The following is a 16,669-nucleotide window of genomic DNA, read 5'->3' as shown; positions in this document are numbered from 1 at the left end:
GCAGAGGAAGCCGCGCGCCCGCTCAATCCCGCAGCGTGTCCGGCGGGCTCGCTTCCGCCACCAGCGCCGCCAGCGCCTCGTCCAGCGTCAGCGTGGTCTGGTTGGGCGAGCCGAGCCGGCGGATCGAGACAGTGCGGTCAGTCGCTTCCTTGCGCCCGACCACGATCAGCGCCGGCACCTTGGCCAGCGAGTGCTCGCGCACCTTGTAGTTGATCTTTTCGTTGCGCAGGTCCTGCTCGACGCGCAGCCCCATCTTCCTCGCCGCCGCGACGATCTCCTGCGCGTAGTCGTCGCCCTCGGAGGTGATGGTCGCCACCACCGCCTGCACCGGCGCCAGCCAGAGCGGGAAATGGCCGGCATGGTGCTCGATCAGAATGCCGGTGAAGCGCTCCATCGAGCCGCAGATGGCGCGGTGGATCATCACCGGCGTCTTCTTGCCGCCATCGGCGTCGACATAGAAGGCGCCGAAGCGCTCCGGCAGGTTGAAGTCGACCTGCGTGGTGCCGCACTGCCATTCGCGGCCGATCGCGTCGCGCAGCGTGTACTCGAACTTGGGTCCGTAGAACGCCCCCTCGCCCGGCAATATGCCGGTCTTGATCTTGCCGCCGGATTCGGCCTCGATCTGGATCAGCACCCGGCCCATCACCTCCTCGGCGTGGTCCCACACCGCGTCCGAGCCGACCCGCTTGTCGGGGCGGGTGGAGAGCTTGACCACGATCTCCTCGAAGCCGAAATCGGCGTAGGTGGAGAGGATCAGCTCGTTGATCTTCAGGCACTCCGCCGCCATCTGCTCCTCGGTGCAGAAGATGTGGGCGTCGTCCTGGGTGAAGCCGCGCACCCGCATCAGCCCGTGCAACGCGCCCGAGGGCTCGTAGCGGTGCACATTGCCGAATTCGGCGAGGCGCATGGGCAGGTCGCGGTAGCTCTTGAGCCCGTGCTTGAAGATCTGCACATGGCCGGGGCAGTTCATCGGCTTGAGCGCATAGACGCGGTCATTGTCCTCGGTGTCGCCGGCCGGCTGCACCTTGAACATGTTGTCCTTGTACCAGCCCCAATGGCCCGAGGTCTCCCACAGCGACTTGTCGAGCACCTGCGGGGCGTTGACCTCGGCATAGTCGGCGGCGAGGCGCCGGCGCATATAGGCGACGAGGTTCTGGAACAGGTTCCAGCCCTTCGGGTGCCAGAACACGACGCCCGGCCCCTCCTCCTGGAAGTGGAACAGGTTCATCTCGCGGCCGAGCCGGCGGTGGTCGCGCTTCTCCGCTTCCTCCAGCTGGTGGAGATAGGCGTCGAGTTCCTCGCGGGTGCGCCATGCCGTGCCGTAGATGCGGGTCAGCATCTGGTTGTTGCTGTCGCCGCGCCAATAGGCGCCGGCCACCTTCATCAGCTTGAAGGCGTCGCCCACCTTGCCGACGCTCGGCATGTGCGGGCCGCGGCAGAGGTCGAACCACTCGCCCTGCTTGTAGATGCGGATCATCTGGTCGGCGGGGATGGCGTCCACCAGCTCGACCTTGAACGCCTCGCCCTTCTCGGCGAACACGCGCTTGGTCGTCTCGCGGTCCCACACCTCCTTGGTGAAGGGCGCGTCGCGGGCGATGATCTCGCGCATCTTCTTCTCGATGGCGGTGAAATCGTCCGGGGTGAACGGCTCGTTGCGGAAGAAGTCGTAATAGAAGCCGTTCTCGATCACCGGGCCGATGGTCACCTGGGTGCCCGGCCACAGCGTCTGCACCGCTTCCGCCAGCACATGGGCGGCGTCGTGGCGGATGAGTTCGAGCGCCTCGGGGCTCTCGCGGGTGACGATCTCGAACTTCGCGTCTGACGTGATGGGATCGGAAAGGTCGCTCAGCACCCCGTCGAGCTTCATCGCCAGCGACTTCTTGGTCAGCGATTTGGCGATGGAGGCGGCGACCTCGGTGCCGGTGGTGCCGGAGGCATAGGCTCGGACGGCGCCATCGGGAAAGGTGAGGTTCACAGTTGCCGGCGCGCCGGCGACGTTCTGCGCCACGAGATTCTCGGACATCGGTTTTTCTCCTGCCCACTCCTGCGAACCACGCAGGTAGGCGTGTTGGTCTTCACACGTATTCGGTCTTCATGGGTCTCGGTCAATCGTCGCCCGGCGTCCCGCTCCCGGGGGGCCGTGCGTAGCGCCACGGCATATACCACGCCGCTTTTGGCGGCAATTGCGCCGGCACCGGCTCGAAGCCCGACCCGCCCCAGGGATGGCAGCGGCAGATGCGCCCCGCCGCCATCCAGCCGCCCGCCCAGGCGCCATGGGTCTCGATCGCCTCCTCGGCGAATTCCGAGCAGGTCGGGAGATAGCGGCACTGCCGGCCCATGAAGGCGGAGAAGCTGTAGCGGTAGACCAGGATCGGCGCCCGCAGCATCAGCCGCGGCAGCCGGGCCACCAGCGCCGCGACGCTGATTGCGGGACGCGGCGCGCTCATGGCGCGACCCTAACCGGGAACCGGCGCGACTCCGCCGCGTTGCCCCGATGGAGGACCGGCGAAGATGCCGGTCGGCACCCGGGGAGAGCGTGATGACGGCAACAGGGTTCTGGACGATGGCGGCGCTGGCGGGCGGTCTCCTCATGGCTGGCCCCGCATTCGCCCAGCAACCGCCCGCGCCACAGGTGCCGGTGCAACAGGTGCCCGCGCAGTTGCCGCCCGCCGAGGACCCGCCCGCTCAGCAACCGCCGGCAGCGGGGCATGTCTCGCCCGGCCCGGCCGGCGGCACCCAGCCGGCGCCTTCCGCCGCCACCTCGCCCGAGGTCGACCCGGACATGCAGCGCGTCGCCGCCTGCAAGGCGGACGCGCTGAAGAATCTCAAGCAGGCGTCGCCCTCGATCGAGGACATCTATATCGACATTGACGGACTCACCATCGCGCAGGCCGAGGGCAAGCTCGGCGACACCGAGGTGAAGGGCGTCATCATGGGCGAGGCCTATATCCAACGCGACCGCTCCGACACGGCGAACCGTTTTCTTTGCCTCACCGACGCCAAGGGCGAGGTGCTGTTTACCTTCTTCACCGAACGCTGAGCCCTCACGGCAGTGAACTCGCCGCAACGCCCGTCATCCCGGACCGCGGCAGGCCGACCCGCTTCGGCCGGGATGCGGCCGGCGGAAAGGCCCCTACTCCGCCGCCTCGCGGGCGGCATCGCGCGCCGCGATCTGGTCGAGCGCGTCGACCACGGCGTCGAAGGTGAGCAGGGTCGAGGCGTGGCGCGCCTTGTAGTCGCGCACCGGCTCCAGCACGGCGAGTTCGGCCCAGCGTCCGTCCGGCGGCGGGCCGTTCTCCTTCAGCATGCGGCGCATCGCCTCGCGCACCGCGCGCAGCTCGGCCGGCGTCGAGCCGACGATCAGCGCGCCCATCACCGAGGAGGAGGCCTGCCCGAGCGCGCAGGCCCGCACCTCATGGGCGAAATCCGCCACCACCCCGTCGCGCAGCGCCAGGTCGATGGTCACGGTAGAGCCGCAAAGCTTGGAATGCGCCGTTGCCGAGGCATCGGGCGCGGCAAGCCGGCCGAGCCGCGGTATGTCGGCGGCAAGTTCAAGTATGCGGCGGTTATAAACATCGTTGAGCATGCCAGATCGTCCGTCCGTCGGAGCCGTTCATCCGCGCAAAGGCAGCCATCGCCCGCATTGCAGCCCGGCCGCTCTGGCTTATATAGGTGCGGTGGCCGCCAAGCGAAAGCAACAGCCGGGAAGTCCCTTCCGGCGCGCCCGCTCGGTGGCTATGGTCTGGATGCGTGGCTGATCCGTGGCGAGTGGCGGCACGTATGACGAGACGGAACAGGGACACTTCGGCGCCGTTGAAGAGGCGCGCCGTCGAACGGAGTTCGTCATGGATGCCGTGCTTAAGTCGTTGATGCGCAGCGCCCAGAGCGAGATGGAGGCGTCTGCCGCGCGCCGCCCCTCGCGCGAGGAGGCGGAGGCCGCCGTACGCACCCTGATCGCCTGGGCGGGTGACGATCCCGCGCGCGAGGGGCTGCTCGACACGCCCAAGCGCGTGGCGCGGGCCTATGAGGAACTGTACAGCGGGTACCGCGCCGGGCCGGAAGCCATTCTCGACCGCACCTTCGGCGAGATCGGCAATTTCGACGACATGGTGGTGGTGCGCGACATCGAGTTTCACTCGCATTGCGAACACCACATGGTGCCTTTCGTCGGCAAGGCGCACATCGCCTATTTCCCGGTCGAGCGCGTGGTCGGCCTGTCCAAGATCGCCCGCATCGTCGACATTTATGCGCGCCGGCTACAGACCCAGGAGCACCTGACCTCGCAGATCATTACCGTGATCGACGAGATTCTGAAGCCGCGCGGCGTCGCCGTGCTGATCGAGGCCGAGCACATGTGCATGGCCATGCGCGGCGTGCGCAAGCAGGGCGCCTCCACCGTCACCACCCAGTTCACCGGCGTGTTCCGCGACGACCCGCAGGAGCAGGTTCGCTTCATGAGCCTGCTGCGCGGCGTGCGTTCGTGAGCGCGCCGCGCTTCCGCAGGCTCCCGTGACCCACACATCCTTCGCCCCGCGTGGCAGCACCGCCGAGATCGAGGAGGGCGAGCGCCTCTCCCCGAAATTCGATGCCGATGGCCTCGTCACCGCCGTCACCGTCGATGCCGATGACGGCACCGTGCTGATGGTCGCGCATATGGACGCCCGGGCGCTGGCGCTGACCATCGAGACCGGCGTCGCGCATTATTTCAGCCGCTCGCGCGGCAAGCTGTGGAAGAAGGGCGAGGAGAGCGGCCAGTTCCAGACGCTGGTCGAGCTGCGGGTCGACTGTGACCAGGACGCCGTGGTGCTGCGGGTGCGCATGCCGAGCCTCGGCCCCGGTGTGCCCGGCGCCGCCTGCCACACCGGGCACCGCTCCTGCTTCTTCCGCTCGGTGCCGCTCGGTGCCGCGCCGACGCCCGAGCTGAAGCTCGCCGTCAACGATGAAGGCCGTCTGTTCGACCCGGCGGCCGTGTACGGCACGCCGAAGAAGACCGACGCGCCGCGCTTCTAGAGCCGGCCCGGCAGCCGCGCGGGACGCGATCCGGGATCGACCTGCGGACGAGCGCGACGGCGGGTTCCCGCCCTCGCGCCGTCATCCCCGGGCGTCACCCGGGGATCCACGCTTTGCCCATCGTGCCGAAGCGCGTCGCCAGGTCGCCCGGCAGGTCGCCCGGCCCGGCCATGTCGCAGGCGCGCGCGGCCTACGCCGACATGATGTATTCGCGCATGGCGTGGCTCTCGCGCTCCATCTCGGCGAGGCGCTCCTTCACCACGTCGCCGATGGAGATGATGCCGACCAGCTTGCCGCCCTGCACCACCGGAAGGTGCCGGAAGCGCCCACCGGTCATATGCTCCATGATCTGATGGACGGTCTCGTTGCCGTCGCAGGTCACCACACGCGTGGTCATCACCGAGGCGACGCTGTCGTCGAACCGGCTGGGCCCGTCGAGACCGATCACGCGCACCACGTCGCGTTCCGACAGGATGCCGACCACGCGGCGTTCGGGATCGGTCACCACGACCGCGCCGATGCGCTTGGCGGCCAGCAGTTCCGTCGCCTCGCGCAGCGTTGCCTCGGGCGCGATCGTCTGCACCTCGAAGCCCTTTTCCTCAAGAATGGTCCGAACCGTCATGCAAGCCTCCTTCCCGGATCCGCGGGACGACGGAGCACGCTCCGGTCCGCCGCCCGCTCATTCGGCTTCTTCCCGTCGAAAACGGGCGAGCCATCGTCGGGATGATCCGCTTTAACGCAGCGGCAGGCAAGTGGTTCGGCGGCAGGCGAGTGGTTCGCAGGCAGACGGGCTCCGCCGCGTCAGTGCCGGGTCGGCGGGGAGTAGTAATCGCCATCGGGGCGGCCGCGGATCGGATCGAACAGCGGGAACAGCAGCAGGCCGACCAGGAAGCCGCCAATATGCGCCTGCCAGGCGACGCTGCCGTCGACGATGCCGGCCGGCGCGCCGACGCCGAAGGCGAGGTTGATGATGAACCACACCGCCACGAAGCCGATCACCCGCCGGTCGCGCATCACCCGGGTCAGCGGCGGCGCGGGAAAGTGCACCGCGCTCTCCATCATGCCCGGCCGCCAAGCGCCGCGGCCCTCATGCGCGAACATGAAGCGCAGCGCGCCCGCCATGCAGCCCGACACCGCCGCCGAGGCGCCGATCATCGGCACCAGCTCGCCCTCATGGGTGACGAGGTGAAGCCCCGCCCCCGCTGCCGCCGTCACGGCGAAGAACAGCAGGAAGCGCACGGCGCCGAAGCGGCGCGCCACCGGCGTGCCGAAGGCGAGCATCCACAACAGGTTCAGCCCGACATGGGTCCAGCCGCCATGCAGGAAGGCATAGGTCACGAAGGTCCACGCATCCGCCGCCGTCCCGCCCGGCAGCACGCCGTCGGCCAGCACGGAGGGGTCGAAGCGGGCGGGGATGAAGGCGAACAGCGCCAGGATCTCGATGCCGGTCTCGACGTCGACCCAGTCGCGCACCAGCTGGATAAGCAGCATCGCCGCCGCCAGCACGGTAATCACCGGCGGCACGTTGAGCATCGGTTCGCGTCTGTGGGCGGCAAGGCGGGGCGGTTCGAGCACGTCGATCACATAGGCCGCCCGGCGCGCGGCGGCAAGGCATACCGGCGTGCATCTTGGCGTGAACGCCCGCGCGCCCTCCCCGCGCGACGCCGGAGACGGTTGCGGTCGGCTTAAACAGCGTGATGAACAGTTTGCCTATTGTCGTGGTTAACACCAACAAAAAGACATATTAACATTCCCTGTCCAGCGTTGTTACGAATCTACGGCATCGCTTAGACGCGTATAAAATCCTCTCCGCTAAGCTCTCATCCAGTGACAGGGATGAGGTACGCGATGAAAAAGAGGCTCGAATGGGCCCTTCTCGCGGCGGGCAAAGCGGTTGTTGCGGCAACCCTCGCGGCGGTGCTGACACAGGCCGCGCCCGCCCGCGCGGAAAGGACGGTGGCGATGCTCTCCAGCTTCGCCGCCAACATGGCGGTCGGCGCGCACACCACCGTGCCGATGGGCTATTTCCAGTTCTGCACGCAGAACCCGGCCGATTGCGGCATGCACACCGGGCGGGGCGGCAAGGTGGCGCTCACCGAGGCCGATTTCGCCCAGTTGCACCAGGTCAATGACGACATCAATCGCCGTATCGAGCCGATGACCGACCTCGACCACTATGGCGAGATCGAGCGCTGGACCTATCCCGATGACGGCTATGGCGATTGCGAGGACTATGTGCTGCTCAAGCGCCGCACGCTGATCGGGCTCGGCTGGCCGGCCGACACGCTGCTGGTGACCGTGGTGCGCGACCGCAAGGGCGACGGCCACGCCGTCCTCACCGTCGTCACCGATCGCGGCGACCTGGTGCTCGACAACCAGGAGGCCGCGATCGTGCTGTGGCACGAGACCGGCTATCGCTTCGTCAAGCGGCAGGCGCAGGACGACACCGACAACTGGGTCTCGCTCGGCGATGTGCTGGCGCCCTATTCGGTCGGCCGGAACTGAGCTTTGCGCCATTCGGGCGGCCCCAGGAGCGGCCCGAATGGCGCCGCAACCGGCGGCCGCAAGAAAGCAGCCGGGCGCAAACGGCAAGGGGATCTGCCGTTCATCCCGGGTTCGCCTGATGAAGCGCCGCAAGGGCTTTCAATGCCCTGTGCAGCGTCACGCGAACGCCCGTCTCGCTCATGCGCAAACGGGCGGCGGCTTCCCGGGTCGTGCAGCCTTCGATGCTGACGGCCTGAACGACGGCGCGCTGGCGCTCCTTCAGCCTGCCCATCAGGCTCCCGATATGGACGGCGGGTGAATCGTCGGCCGGCTCCTCGGCCGCGAGCACTTCGGCGAGATCGTCGATGGGCACGGTCAACCGAACCGACCGGCGCAGCATGTCGATCAGCTTGTTGCGGACGATGACCGAAATCCATGGCGTGATGGGCCGGGCGGGGTCCCATGTCCGGCGCTTCAGATGGATCGCCAGCAAGGCTTCCTGAACCACGTCCTCGGCATCGCCGAGGGGGGCCCCGTATTGGGCGCAATTCCGCCGGGCCATGGCACGCAGATGCGGCGTCACCGACTGGAGAAACCGGCCATACGCATCGGCATCGCCCGATCGTGCGGCGCGCATGTCAGCGGCCCATTCACTCTCGCGATCCGCCTGTGTCACATACGCCTCGTACCCGCTCCGCCGGCTTCAATCGGGCCGTTTTATAATGTTCGATCTATATCTCCGGAAGGGTTGCGGCGATAGCATGACGAACGCCGTTCTCCGGCATGTCCGCAAGCCGATTGCCTTGGGACCGGGCGTTTTGGCAAGGGCCGCAGTCAAACGGGCAGGGCCGCAGACCGTCGCAGCAGCGTCGCCTGCTCGAAGGCATGGGCGAAGGCCAGAATGGCCATGAGCGCCATGTTCACGCTGTTTGAATATCCTCGCGCCGCCCGCGCGGCGCCCCATCCCGACGCGGCCCGACGGTGTTCAAGCCCGTCCCGGGGCGCACACGGTCCCGCCGTCGCCTCAGTCGACCCGCTTCAGCGCTTCGGCGAAACGCCGCCAGTTGCGCACATAATGCGCGGCGGTGCCGTGGATGCGCTGCTCCATCGCCGCGTCGAGGGTGCGGATCACCTTGCCCGGCGCGCCGACGATCAGCGAATTGTCGGGATATTCCTTGCCTTCGGTCACCAGCGCGCCGGCGCCGACCAGGCAGTTGCGGCCGATCTTGGCCCCGTTGAGAATGGTCGCGCCCATGCCGATCAGGCTGTTGGCGCCGATGGTGCAGCCGTGCAGCATCGCCTTGTGGCCGATGGTGCAATCGTCGCCGATGGTCATCGGGAAGCCGGGATCGGTGTGCAGCACGCACAGTTCCTGGATGTTCACCCGGGCGCCCAGCGTGATGCGCTCATTGTCGCCGCGTATGACCGAGCCGAACCACACGCTCGCCTCGTCGCCGACCAGCACATTGCCGATCACCTCGGCGGTGGGGGCGATCCAGAAGCGGCCGAGCGCCGGCAATTCCGGCGCCACCCCGTCGAGCGCATAGACGGGCATCGCCCTCAGTCCTCGAGATCGGTGTCGAGAATGGCCATCTGGAAATTATAGGAGAGGTCGCCATCCTCCTTGTCCTCGAACAGGACGCCGATGAACTCGTCGCCGAGATAGACCTCGGCCGAATCCTTCTTCTTAGGGCGCGCGACGACGCGCAGCTGCGTGTTGGTGAACAGGCGCCGCATATAGGTCTGGACGCGTTCCAGGTCCTTCTTTTCCAAGTCCGTGCTCCCAGAAGGTTTGATCGGGCCGCAGGCTTGCCACGACGCGCCGGCCGGCGCAACCGGCGCCGGCACAATCGGCTGTTCACACAACGGGGCTCAGATCGCCTCGCCGAGGAAGGAGGGCATGTCGGCGTACTGGTCGAACATCTGGTCCATACTGCGCGAGGGCTCGGCACAGCCGGCCTCGCCCACCACCTTGGCCGGCACCCCGGCCACCGTGGTGCGGGCCGGCACCGGCTTGAGCACCACCGAGCCGGCGGCGACGCGGGCGCAATGGCCGACCTCGATATTGCCGAGCACCTTTGCGCCGGCGCCGAGCAGCACGCCATGGCGGATCTTCGGGTGGCGGTCGCCATGCTCCTTGCCGGTGCCGCCCAGCGTCACCCCCTGCAGCACCGAGACATTGTCCTCGATGACCGCCGTCTCGCCCACCACGATGCCGGTGGCGTGGTCGAAGAAGATGCCGCGCCCGAAAGGCGCTGCCGGGTTGATGTCGACCTGGTTCACCGCCGAGGAGCGGCTTTGCAGGTAGAGCGCGAAATCGGTGCGGCCATGCTTCCACAGCCAGTGCGCCAGGCGGTGGGTCTGGATGGCGTGGAAGCCCTTGTAATAGAGCAGCGGCTGGATCGCCCGGTCGGTCGCCGGGTCGCGGTCGAGAACGGCGACGATGTCGGCGCGGATGGCGACACCGATCTGCGGGTCGTCCGCCACCGCCTCCTCGAAGGCCTGGCGGATGATGTCCGCCGGCACGTCGCCATGGTCGAGCCGCTGGGCGATGCGGTGCGCCACCGCCCGCTCCAGCGAGGTATGGTAGAGCACGGTGGAGAACACGAAGCTGGCCAGCGCCGGCTCGCGCTGGGTGATCGTCTCCGCCTCGGCGCGCACCCGCGCCCAGACCGGATCGACCTTGTCGAGCGCGCGCGGCGCCTCGACGCGCTGAAGAGTATTCACAGCCATTTTTCTACCCTCGCCGTTCGCCCGCGGGCGCCAGCCGGATGTACCGAGTTGGCCCGAGCCTAGCACAGGCCTCCGCGACGGCCTACGCCGCCGCCATTGCAGGAATGCAGGAACGCCCCTCGCCACCAACGGCGCGCGCCGTTGAATCGAAATGTGAGCCGCGCATGAATCCTCCTGCGAACAACGCCCGGCAACCGATTCCGTTGACTCATCTTTCCGGCCCGGTTGAATCGAAATGCGAACAAGCCACTGGGGCACAGATGCCCACCGCCGCCTCAGCGCGGCTCGGCGAGGAAGGCCAGCACCGCCTCCTTGAACACCTTGTCGCCCACCGCGCGCATGTGGTCGCGGTCGGGAATGTCGATCGCCCGCGCACCGGGGATCAGTTCGGCGAGCGGGCCGGGCGCCCCCGCCACCTCGTCGCGCGTGCCCACCGCGATCAGCGTCGGCACGGCAATGCGCGCCACCTCGTCGCGGCTCAGCGTGCGGCGCGAGCCGACGATGCAGGCGGCCAGCGCCTCGCGGTCGCTCTTCGTCTGGTCGGCGAAGGCGCGGAACAGGCGGCCCATCGGGTCGCTCACCTCGTCGAGGCTCGGTGCGCGCAGCGCATCGGCGATGGTGATCGGCAGGCCGGCGCCGGCGATAAGATGGATGCCGATGCCGCCGAGAACGAGCGAGCGCACCCGCTCCGGCGCGGTCAGCGTTGCGCAGGCGCTGATCCGCCCGCCCATCGAATAGCCCATCAGGTCGGCACGCTTCAGGCCGAGATGGTCCAGCAGCGCGAGCACGTCGCGCGCCATCAGCCACGGGTCGTAGAGTTCGCTCTGGTAGAGCTTGGCGGAGGCGCCGTGGCCGCGATTGTCGAGCGCGATCACCCGCCGCCCGGCGCCGGTCAGCGTCGACACCCAGCCCGGCCCGACCCAGTTGATCTCCTTGTTCGAACCGAAGCCGTGCACCAGCACGATGGGCTCGCCCTCTCCCTCATCGAGATAGGCGATGTCGATTCCGTCGTGGCTGAAGGTCGGCATGGAGCGCTCCGTCCGGGGGAAACGGCACGCTAATCAGCCAGGCCGCCGCTGCCAACCCGCCTCCCGCAGGCGCCATCCTAGTCCGGCTTGTCCAGCGCCTTGTCGTTGCGGCAGCGCGACAGCGGCAGGATGGTGCCGGAATAGATGCGGGAGATGTTCATTTTCGCCTTGTCGGTGTCGACGCTCAGGCACGCGCAGCCATAGCCGTAACCATTGGGCTGCAGCTTCACATATTGCCGGGTGTCGAAATCGGGCGCGTTTTCGAAGCCCTCGGCCTCCATGCCGCCCTGAGAGCGCATCCACCAGTCGCCGTCGCGGTCGGAGAGATACCAGTTGCCGGGCGTCGGGTTCACATACCAGCCGCAGCGATTCTCCGCCGCGCCGGCCGGCAAGGCCGCCAGCGACACCACGGCGAGGCCAAGCAATGTCAGGAAGGATCGGCGCATCATCGCCTCCGGCTCTTTACGCCGGCAGGGCAAGTGGCCAGCGACGCTTTTTCTTCCACATCGGGCGCAGCATCGCCACCACCATGGAATTGAACGAGGCGATCAGGCCCAACAGGTTCAGCACGCCCGCCATGACCCAGAAGGCGAGCCTGGAGAGCGCCTCGGTAAGGAACAACGCGCCGCGCCCCAGCGTCTTCACCACCGCCAGCGTCTTGCCGCCCTTGGCCTGCGCCAGCACCCGCAGCCGCGCCGCGCCCGCCGCATCGTCGACATGGCGCAGACCGGCGAAGGTGGCGCGCGTTCCCGCCTTCGATCCCGCCGTGCCGAGATCGCCCGCCAGCGCGGCGAACTGCGCCTTTGAGCCGCCACGCATCGCCGCCGCGATAGTGCCGGCGAAGCGCCCGCCGACCACCCCGGCCCGCCTGGCGCCCTTGAGCACGGAAATGCCCGCCCGCAGCGTCAGCGGCGCGCCGAAGGCGGCATAGGTCGCCCCGGTCGCCACGATGCCGATGCCGGCGAGGTTCACCATGAACCGGTCCACCGGCTCGCCGCGCGCCCAGTGCACCGCCTCGCGGCCGAGGTCGCGCACGTCGCCCCACACGGTGAGGTCGCCCATCGTGGCCCCGGCGAGGCCGGCGAGGTCCTCGCCCTGCCCGGTCAGGAACCCCTGGCCGAAGCGGCCCGCCCCGCGCGCGAGGCTTGCCCCCGGCGCATTGGCCAGTGCGACGCGGGCGCGGCGCTCCGCCGTCACCTTCACACCGCGCGCGTCGGCCAGCTCGATGAAGCTCGTCGCCAGCTCGCCGTCATTCTCCGCCAGCGCGGCGTCGATTTCCGACGCCGTCCGCACCTCGGTCAGCACGCCGTCGAGCTGGAGATCGGCGAGCCGCGCCGCATCGTCCCGCGCCGAGATCAGCGCGAACGCCTGCCGCCCCGCCGGCACCACCCAATGGGCGGCACCGGCGAAGGCGAGAAGGAAGCCGAAGGCGGCGAAGAAGCGATACATGGCGAGAATATAGGAAACATCGGGCGCGATTACCGCTTCCTGCCCCGCCATTATGGCGAAGCGATGGGGCGCGGCGCACCGGCGCGGCATCCGCCCCCTTGGACCGCGGCGCGGCAGCGGTTATGGTCGCGCCGATTTCAACGCGAGCGCGGACAGGCGAACATCATGGCGGGCCACGTAGTTCCCCATTTCCACAATTCGGCCGGCGTGCCGAAAATCTCCATCGGGGCCAAGGAATTCATGTGCGTCGGCGCGCTGCCGCCCTATGACCATCCGCATGTCTTCCTCGACATGGGCTCGGACGACGAGATCGTCTGCCCCTATTGCTCCACCCTCTACAAGTTCGATCCCCACCTGCACGGCACCGAATCGACTCCGCCGGGCGCGCTGTTCGAGATTCCGGCCGCCGCCTGAGCGGCGGGCGTGTCCGCGCGTCGCATCGCCATCGCCGGCGCCGGCATAGGCGGGCTCACCGCCGCCCTCGCTCTGGCCAAGGCCGGCTTTGCCGTCACGCTTGTCGAGCGTGCGAAGGTGCTGGAAGAAGCCGGCGCCGGGGTCCAGCTCGCCGCCAACGCGACGCGCTGCCTGGAGGCGCTCGGCGTCTATGAGCGCGTCGCCGCCAACGCGGTGTTTCCCGACGCCTTCGCGGTGATGGACGGGCGGCGCGGTACGCGGCTGAGCGGCGGACCGATGGGCGCGGAGGCCGAGGCCCGCTTCGGAGGCCCCTTCCTCGTCATTCACCGCGCCGATCTGCAAGCCGCCCTGCTCGCCGCGATGCGCGAGGTGCCGGCGATCACGCTCAGGCTCGGCCACGCGCTGGAGGGCTTCACGGCCGATTCCGCCGGCGTCGCCCTCCGCCTGCGCCACGCCGGCGGCGAGGAGACGCTCCACGCCGATGCGCTGGTCGGCACCGACGGGCTGCGCTCGGTGGTGCGCGCGGCGCTTCACCCGGAAGCGACGCCCTGCTTCCGCCACCGCGCCGCCTGGCGCGCCACCGTCCCGGCGAACGCCCTGCCCGCCGACCTCGCCGACCCGGTGACCCGGCTCTGGCTCGGCCCCGGCGCGCATCTGGTCAGCTATCCCGTGAAGGCCGGCCGCGCGATCAATCTGGTCGCCGTCACGCCGGACGAGCGGCAGGCCCATGGCTGGAGCGAGGCCGGGACACGCGACGAACTGCTCGCGCATTACCGCGGCTGGTGCAGGCAGGCCCGCACGCTGCTCGACGCCCCCGAGCGCTGGCTGCGCTGGTCGCTGTTCGATCTCGACCCGCTCACAAGCTGGGGCGCCGGCCCGGTGACGCTGCTCGGCGACGCCGCCCATGCCATGCCGCCCTTCCTCGCCCAGGGCGCGGCGCAGGCGATCGAGGACGCGATGGTGCTGGCCCGCGAACTGGCGAGCACGCCCGACATTCCCGCCGCCCTGCGCCGCTACGAGGCCGCGCGCCTGCCCCGCACCGCGCAGGTGCAGCGCGCCGCGCGCGGCATGGACCGCATCTACCACCTCAAAGGCCCGGCCCGCCTCGCCCGCGACCTGGTGATGCGCGTCCAGCCGGAAAGCGCGGTGCTCGAGCGCTATCGCTGGATCTACGGCTGGCGCCCCTGAGACCGCCCTGCACCGGCGCAGGATCGGATTTTCTCATGGATGCCATGAAAACATCTCGTTTTCCGATCCATCTCGGTTCGCCTAGGGTGCGCGCGCATCGAGACATGGAGACGAGCGATGCCTCCCGCATCGAAGGCGGGCCTGGCGGATTCCACGCCATTGGCCGCCCTGCGCCCGGTCGCGCCGCACACCGGCGCCGCCGCCACCTTCCTGCCGCTGCCGCTGCTGGTGGCGCTGTTCTGCGTGCTGTGGTCCTCGGCCTTCGCCGGCGCCAAGCTGGCGCTGGCCGATTGCCCGCCGCTGATCCTGCTGTCGGCGCGCCTGCTGCTGGCCGGCGCCATCATGCTGGCACTCGCCCCGCTGTGGGACAGCGGCGCGCGCCGGCGCGACCTGCCGCCGATCCGCCGGCGCGACATTCTCGCGCTGATCGGCATCGGCATTCTCAACAACGCGGTCTATCTCGGGCTGAACTGGACCGCGCTCACCTTCACCTCCTCGGCCTATACGGCGGTGCTCACCAGTTGTCTGCCGCTGCTGGTCGCGCTCGCCGCCGGGCCGCTGCTGGGCGAGAAGATGAGCCTGGCCAAATGGGCCGGCATCGCGCTCGGCCTTCTCGGTGTCGTCATCGTGCTGCGCTCGCGCCTCGCCGGTGCGCATGAGAGCCTGGCCGGCACGCTGCTGATCGGCGGCGGGGTCACCGCGCTGGCCGCCGGCACGCTCGCGTTCAAATATCTCGCCCCGCGCGGCGGGGTGTGGAGCGGCAATGCCGTGCAGTGCCTGGCGGGCGGGCTTGCGCTCATTCCCGTCGCGCTCGCCACCGAAAACCCGGCCGACATCCACCTCACCGCCAACCTTTTCGGCGGCCTCGCCTTTCTGGTGGTCGCGGTTTCCATAGGCGGCTATGGTTTGTGGTTCTATCTACTCACCCGCGCCTCGGCGACGGCGGCCTCCAGCCTGCACTTCCTGATGCCGCCGCTCGGCCTGTTCTTCGGCTGGCTGCTGCTGGGCGAAGCGGTGCCGCCGCTCGACATTCTCGGCATCGTGCCGATCGCGCTCGGCATCTGGCTGGTCACCCGCCCGGCTCGGGCGCCGGGGTAGCCCCTTTCAGACGTCATCCCGGCCGAAGCGCAGCGGAGAGCCGGGATCGTCATCCGTTATCGGCAGGCGATCTCCGATCGGCCTGCGGCCGTCCGGGATAACGCTGTTTCGGACGCTGCGTCAGGCCGCCGGCGCCGCCTGCAGCGCCTTGACCAGCGTGTAGGAGCGCTTCTTCGCCGCCATGTCAGGAATCGCGGTGGTGATCATCAATTCGTCCGCCAGCGTGGTCTCGAGGAAGCGCTCCAGCCCCTCCGCCACCTTGCCCGGCCCGCCGACCAGCACCTTGTCGCGGTTGCGGCGGATGAAGACGCGGTCGGCCTCGCTATAGGGATAGGCGGCCGCCTCCTCCGCGGTCGGGATCGGGCCGTAATGGCCGCGCGCGCGCCTGAGATGGGCGAGATCGACGCTGCCGGCGAGATATTCCGCCTCCTCGTCGGTCGGCGCGCACACGACCGCCAGCGCGAGGATGGCGTGGGGCGCCGCCAGCCGCTCCGAGGGTTGAAAGGCGTCGCGATAGCTCAGCATGGCGTCGAGCACGTCATGCTGGGCGAAATGATGCGCATAGGCATAGCCCACCCCGATCTGCGCCGAGAGCCGGGCGCTGTAGCCGGAAGAGCCGAGCAGCCAGAGCGGCGGCAGCTTTACGTCGACCGGCATCACCTGGATATTGCGATAGGGGTGGTCGGCCGGCCACTGGCCGCTGTCCCACAGCATCAGTTCCTTCAGCCGGTCGAGGAAATCGTCGCCGGGGTCCACATCCTGGCGCCGCCGCAGCGCGTGGGAGGTGAGCTGGTCGGTGCCCGGCGCCCGGCCGAGACCGAGATCGACGCGATCGGGATAGAGCGCCTCCAGCACCTTGAACCGCTCCGCCACCATCAGCGGTGCATGGTTCGGCAGCATCACGCCGCCCGAGCCGACGCGGATGCGCTCCGTCACCGCGAGGATCTGCCCCGCCATGATGTCCGGCGCGCCGGAGGCGACCGAGGCCAGATTGTGATGCTCGGCCACCCATAGGCGCGCGAAGCCGAGCGCGTCGACATGGCGCGCCAGATCGAGCGTGCCGCGCAGCGCCTCGGGGCCGCTGCTGCCGGAAGCGACGAAGGAGAGGTCGAGGACGGAGAGAGGGACGTTTGCGAGACGGGTCATGAAGGTCAGGTGGGCATCGCGCGACCAACTGCCAAGGAGTATCCTGCGTGTGACCATGGCCTCAGACGTGGGGGGCCGGGATCGGAGGCGCGGCGGCCGGCGCGGCGGCTTAGGTTACA

20 protein-coding genes are annotated in these 16,669 nt (G+C 68.9%); 7 read left to right on the top strand and 13 right to left on the bottom strand.

Annotated features, from left to right (window positions below; genetic code table 11):
* Positions 1 to 22 precede the first annotated feature (22 nt).
* Positions 23 to 2,023 (bottom strand): threonine--tRNA ligase, encoded by a 2,001-nt coding sequence (gene thrS, locus KHC23_RS10595; protein ID WP_213372240.1) that lies wholly within the window; start codon positions 2,021 to 2,023, stop codon positions 23 to 25.
* Positions 2,024 to 2,105: 82 nt separating this feature from the next.
* A complete protein-coding gene (gene yidD, locus KHC23_RS10590; protein ID WP_373878503.1) occupies positions 2,106 to 2,447 on the bottom strand; it encodes a membrane protein insertion efficiency factor YidD in 342 nt (113 codons plus the stop codon).
* Between the two features lie 92 nt (positions 2,448 to 2,539).
* Between yidD and KHC23_RS10585 the strand changes: the two genes are divergently transcribed.
* Positions 2,540 to 3,040, top strand: a complete 501-nt coding sequence (locus KHC23_RS10585) for a hypothetical protein (protein ID WP_213372238.1) — start codon at positions 2,540 to 2,542, stop codon at positions 3,038 to 3,040.
* 93 nt (positions 3,041 to 3,133) lie between these two features.
* Here the strand turns inward: KHC23_RS10585 and KHC23_RS10580 are convergent, their stop codons facing one another.
* The gene (locus tag KHC23_RS10580) at positions 3,134 to 3,586 is read right to left on the bottom strand and encodes an iron-sulfur cluster assembly scaffold protein (protein ID WP_213372236.1); all 453 of its coding nucleotides are present in this window, start codon (positions 3,584 to 3,586) and stop codon (positions 3,134 to 3,136) included.
* 259 nt (positions 3,587 to 3,845) lie between these two features.
* Here KHC23_RS10580 and folE point away from each other — a divergent pair, with 259 nt between their 5' ends.
* Positions 3,846 to 4,484 carry a GTP cyclohydrolase I FolE gene (gene folE, locus KHC23_RS10575; protein ID WP_213372234.1) on the top strand — a complete coding sequence of 213 codons (639 nt, stop codon included), beginning with the start codon at positions 3,846 to 3,848 and terminating at the stop codon, positions 4,482 to 4,484.
* 25 nt (positions 4,485 to 4,509) lie between these two features.
* Positions 4,510 to 5,010 carry a phosphoribosyl-AMP cyclohydrolase gene (hisI, locus tag KHC23_RS10570; protein WP_213372232.1) on the top strand — a complete coding sequence of 167 codons (501 nt, stop codon included), beginning with the start codon at positions 4,510 to 4,512 and terminating at the stop codon, positions 5,008 to 5,010.
* Positions 5,011 to 5,200: 190 nt separating this feature from the next.
* Here the strand turns inward: hisI and KHC23_RS10565 are convergent, their stop codons facing one another.
* Both KHC23_RS10565 and KHC23_RS10560 read right to left on the bottom strand, forming a co-directional pair.
* Positions 5,201 to 5,632, bottom strand: coding sequence for a CBS domain-containing protein (locus KHC23_RS10565; protein WP_213372230.1), 432 nt, complete (start codon positions 5,630 to 5,632; stop codon positions 5,201 to 5,203).
* 179 nt (positions 5,633 to 5,811) lie between these two features.
* Positions 5,812 to 6,585 (bottom strand): rhomboid family intramembrane serine protease, encoded by a 774-nt coding sequence (locus KHC23_RS10560; protein WP_271188631.1) that lies wholly within the window; start codon positions 6,583 to 6,585, stop codon positions 5,812 to 5,814.
* Between the two features lie 273 nt (positions 6,586 to 6,858).
* Between KHC23_RS10560 and KHC23_RS10555 the strand changes: the two genes are divergently transcribed.
* Positions 6,859 to 7,515, top strand: a complete 657-nt coding sequence (locus tag KHC23_RS10555) for a transglutaminase-like cysteine peptidase (RefSeq protein WP_213372228.1) — start codon at positions 6,859 to 6,861, stop codon at positions 7,513 to 7,515.
* A gap of 100 nt (positions 7,516 to 7,615) precedes the next feature.
* Here the strand turns inward: KHC23_RS10555 and KHC23_RS10550 are convergent, their stop codons facing one another.
* From KHC23_RS10550 to KHC23_RS10520, 7 genes are all read right to left on the bottom strand, one after another.
* Entirely contained in the window at positions 7,616 to 8,170 is a 555-nt protein-coding gene (locus KHC23_RS10550) for a sigma-70 family RNA polymerase sigma factor (RefSeq protein WP_213372226.1), read from the bottom strand.
* 348 nt (positions 8,171 to 8,518) lie between these two features.
* Positions 8,519 to 9,049: a gamma carbonic anhydrase family protein gene (locus tag KHC23_RS10545; protein WP_213372224.1), complete on the bottom strand. Its 531-nt coding sequence runs from the start codon at positions 9,047 to 9,049 to the stop codon at positions 8,519 to 8,521.
* A gap of 5 nt (positions 9,050 to 9,054) precedes the next feature.
* Complete coding sequence (locus KHC23_RS10540; protein WP_213372222.1) at positions 9,055 to 9,267, bottom strand: DUF3126 family protein; 213 nt, start codon at positions 9,265 to 9,267, stop codon at positions 9,055 to 9,057.
* Positions 9,268 to 9,366: 99 nt separating this feature from the next.
* Positions 9,367 to 10,227, bottom strand: coding sequence for a serine O-acetyltransferase (cysE, locus tag KHC23_RS10535; protein ID WP_213372220.1), 861 nt, complete (start codon positions 10,225 to 10,227; stop codon positions 9,367 to 9,369).
* Positions 10,228 to 10,502: 275 nt separating this feature from the next.
* On the bottom strand, positions 10,503 to 11,255 hold the full coding sequence (locus KHC23_RS10530) for an alpha/beta fold hydrolase (RefSeq protein WP_213372218.1): 753 nt from the start codon (positions 11,253 to 11,255) through the stop codon (positions 10,503 to 10,505).
* 77 nt (positions 11,256 to 11,332) lie between these two features.
* Positions 11,333 to 11,704, bottom strand: a complete 372-nt coding sequence (locus KHC23_RS10525; protein WP_213372216.1) for a DUF4087 domain-containing protein — start codon at positions 11,702 to 11,704, stop codon at positions 11,333 to 11,335.
* 13 nt (positions 11,705 to 11,717) lie between these two features.
* Positions 11,718 to 12,794: a hypothetical protein gene (locus KHC23_RS10520; protein WP_246544501.1), complete on the bottom strand. Its 1,077-nt coding sequence runs from the start codon at positions 12,792 to 12,794 to the stop codon at positions 11,718 to 11,720.
* Between the two features lie 75 nt (positions 12,795 to 12,869).
* On the opposite strand from KHC23_RS10520, the gene KHC23_RS10515 reads away from it, so the two are divergent.
* The 3 genes from KHC23_RS10515 (at position 12,870) to KHC23_RS10505 (ending at position 15,404) form a co-directional block, all read left to right on the top strand.
* Entirely contained in the window at positions 12,870 to 13,118 is a 249-nt protein-coding gene (locus tag KHC23_RS10515; RefSeq protein WP_213372214.1) for a zinc-finger domain-containing protein, read from the top strand.
* A gap of 9 nt (positions 13,119 to 13,127) precedes the next feature.
* On the top strand, positions 13,128 to 14,306 hold the full coding sequence (locus KHC23_RS10510) for an FAD-dependent monooxygenase (protein WP_213372212.1): 1,179 nt from the start codon (positions 13,128 to 13,130) through the stop codon (positions 14,304 to 14,306).
* Positions 14,307 to 14,423: 117 nt separating this feature from the next.
* Positions 14,424 to 15,404, top strand: coding sequence for a DMT family transporter (locus KHC23_RS10505; protein ID WP_246544500.1), 981 nt, complete (start codon positions 14,424 to 14,426; stop codon positions 15,402 to 15,404).
* Between the two features lie 120 nt (positions 15,405 to 15,524).
* Here KHC23_RS10505 and KHC23_RS10500 read toward each other — a convergent pair whose 3' ends face one another.
* Positions 15,525 to 16,550, bottom strand: coding sequence for an LLM class flavin-dependent oxidoreductase (locus tag KHC23_RS10500; RefSeq protein ID WP_213372210.1), 1,026 nt, complete (start codon positions 16,548 to 16,550; stop codon positions 15,525 to 15,527).
* Between the last annotated feature and the right edge of the window lie 119 nt (positions 16,551 to 16,669).

This window comes from Ancylobacter dichloromethanicus (genome assembly GCF_018390645.1).
In the GTDB taxonomy this organism is placed as follows: Bacteria; Pseudomonadota; Alphaproteobacteria; order Rhizobiales; family Xanthobacteraceae; genus Ancylobacter; species Ancylobacter dichloromethanicus.
Note: the sequence above shows the minus strand (reverse complement) of the source record. Positions and strands in the feature narration are given on the sequence as shown.

What these genes read in the sequence shown, in the direction of transcription:
- KHC23_RS10585 (WP_213372238.1), top strand. Translation starts at nt 2,540, where the DNA reads ATGACGGCAACAGGGTTCTGGACGATGGCGGCGCTGGCGGGCGGTCTC.
- KHC23_RS10545 (WP_213372224.1), bottom strand. Translation starts at nt 9,049, where the DNA reads ATGCCCGTCTATGCGCTCGACGGGGTGGCGCCGGAATTGCCGGCGCTC.
- KHC23_RS10580 (WP_213372236.1), bottom strand. Translation starts at nt 3,586, where the DNA reads ATGCTCAACGATGTTTATAACCGCCGCATACTTGAACTTGCCGCCGAC.
- KHC23_RS10525 (WP_213372216.1), bottom strand. Translation starts at nt 11,704, where the DNA reads ATGATGCGCCGATCCTTCCTGACATTGCTTGGCCTCGCCGTGGTGTCG.
- yidD (WP_373878503.1), bottom strand. Translation starts at nt 2,447, where the DNA reads ATGAGCGCGCCGCGTCCCGCAATCAGCGTCGCGGCGCTGGTGGCCCGG.
- KHC23_RS10515 (WP_213372214.1), top strand. Translation starts at nt 12,870, where the DNA reads ATGGCGGGCCACGTAGTTCCCCATTTCCACAATTCGGCCGGCGTGCCG.
- KHC23_RS10500 (WP_213372210.1), bottom strand. Translation starts at nt 16,550, where the DNA reads ATGACCCGTCTCGCAAACGTCCCTCTCTCCGTCCTCGACCTCTCCTTC.
- KHC23_RS10505 (WP_246544500.1), top strand. Translation starts at nt 14,424, where the DNA reads ATGCCTCCCGCATCGAAGGCGGGCCTGGCGGATTCCACGCCATTGGCC.
- KHC23_RS10530 (WP_213372218.1), bottom strand. Translation starts at nt 11,255, where the DNA reads ATGCCGACCTTCAGCCACGACGGAATCGACATCGCCTATCTCGATGAG.
- KHC23_RS10520 (WP_246544501.1), bottom strand. Translation starts at nt 12,794, where the DNA reads ATGCCGCGCCGGTGCGCCGCGCCCCATCGCTTCGCCATAATGGCGGGG.
- KHC23_RS10555 (WP_213372228.1), top strand. Translation starts at nt 6,859, where the DNA reads ATGAAAAAGAGGCTCGAATGGGCCCTTCTCGCGGCGGGCAAAGCGGTT.
- KHC23_RS10565 (WP_213372230.1), bottom strand. Translation starts at nt 5,632, where the DNA reads ATGACGGTTCGGACCATTCTTGAGGAAAAGGGCTTCGAGGTGCAGACG.
- cysE (WP_213372220.1), bottom strand. Translation starts at nt 10,227, where the DNA reads ATGGCTGTGAATACTCTTCAGCGCGTCGAGGCGCCGCGCGCGCTCGAC.
- thrS (WP_213372240.1), bottom strand. Translation starts at nt 2,023, where the DNA reads ATGTCCGAGAATCTCGTGGCGCAGAACGTCGCCGGCGCGCCGGCAACT.
- folE (WP_213372234.1), top strand. Translation starts at nt 3,846, where the DNA reads ATGGATGCCGTGCTTAAGTCGTTGATGCGCAGCGCCCAGAGCGAGATG.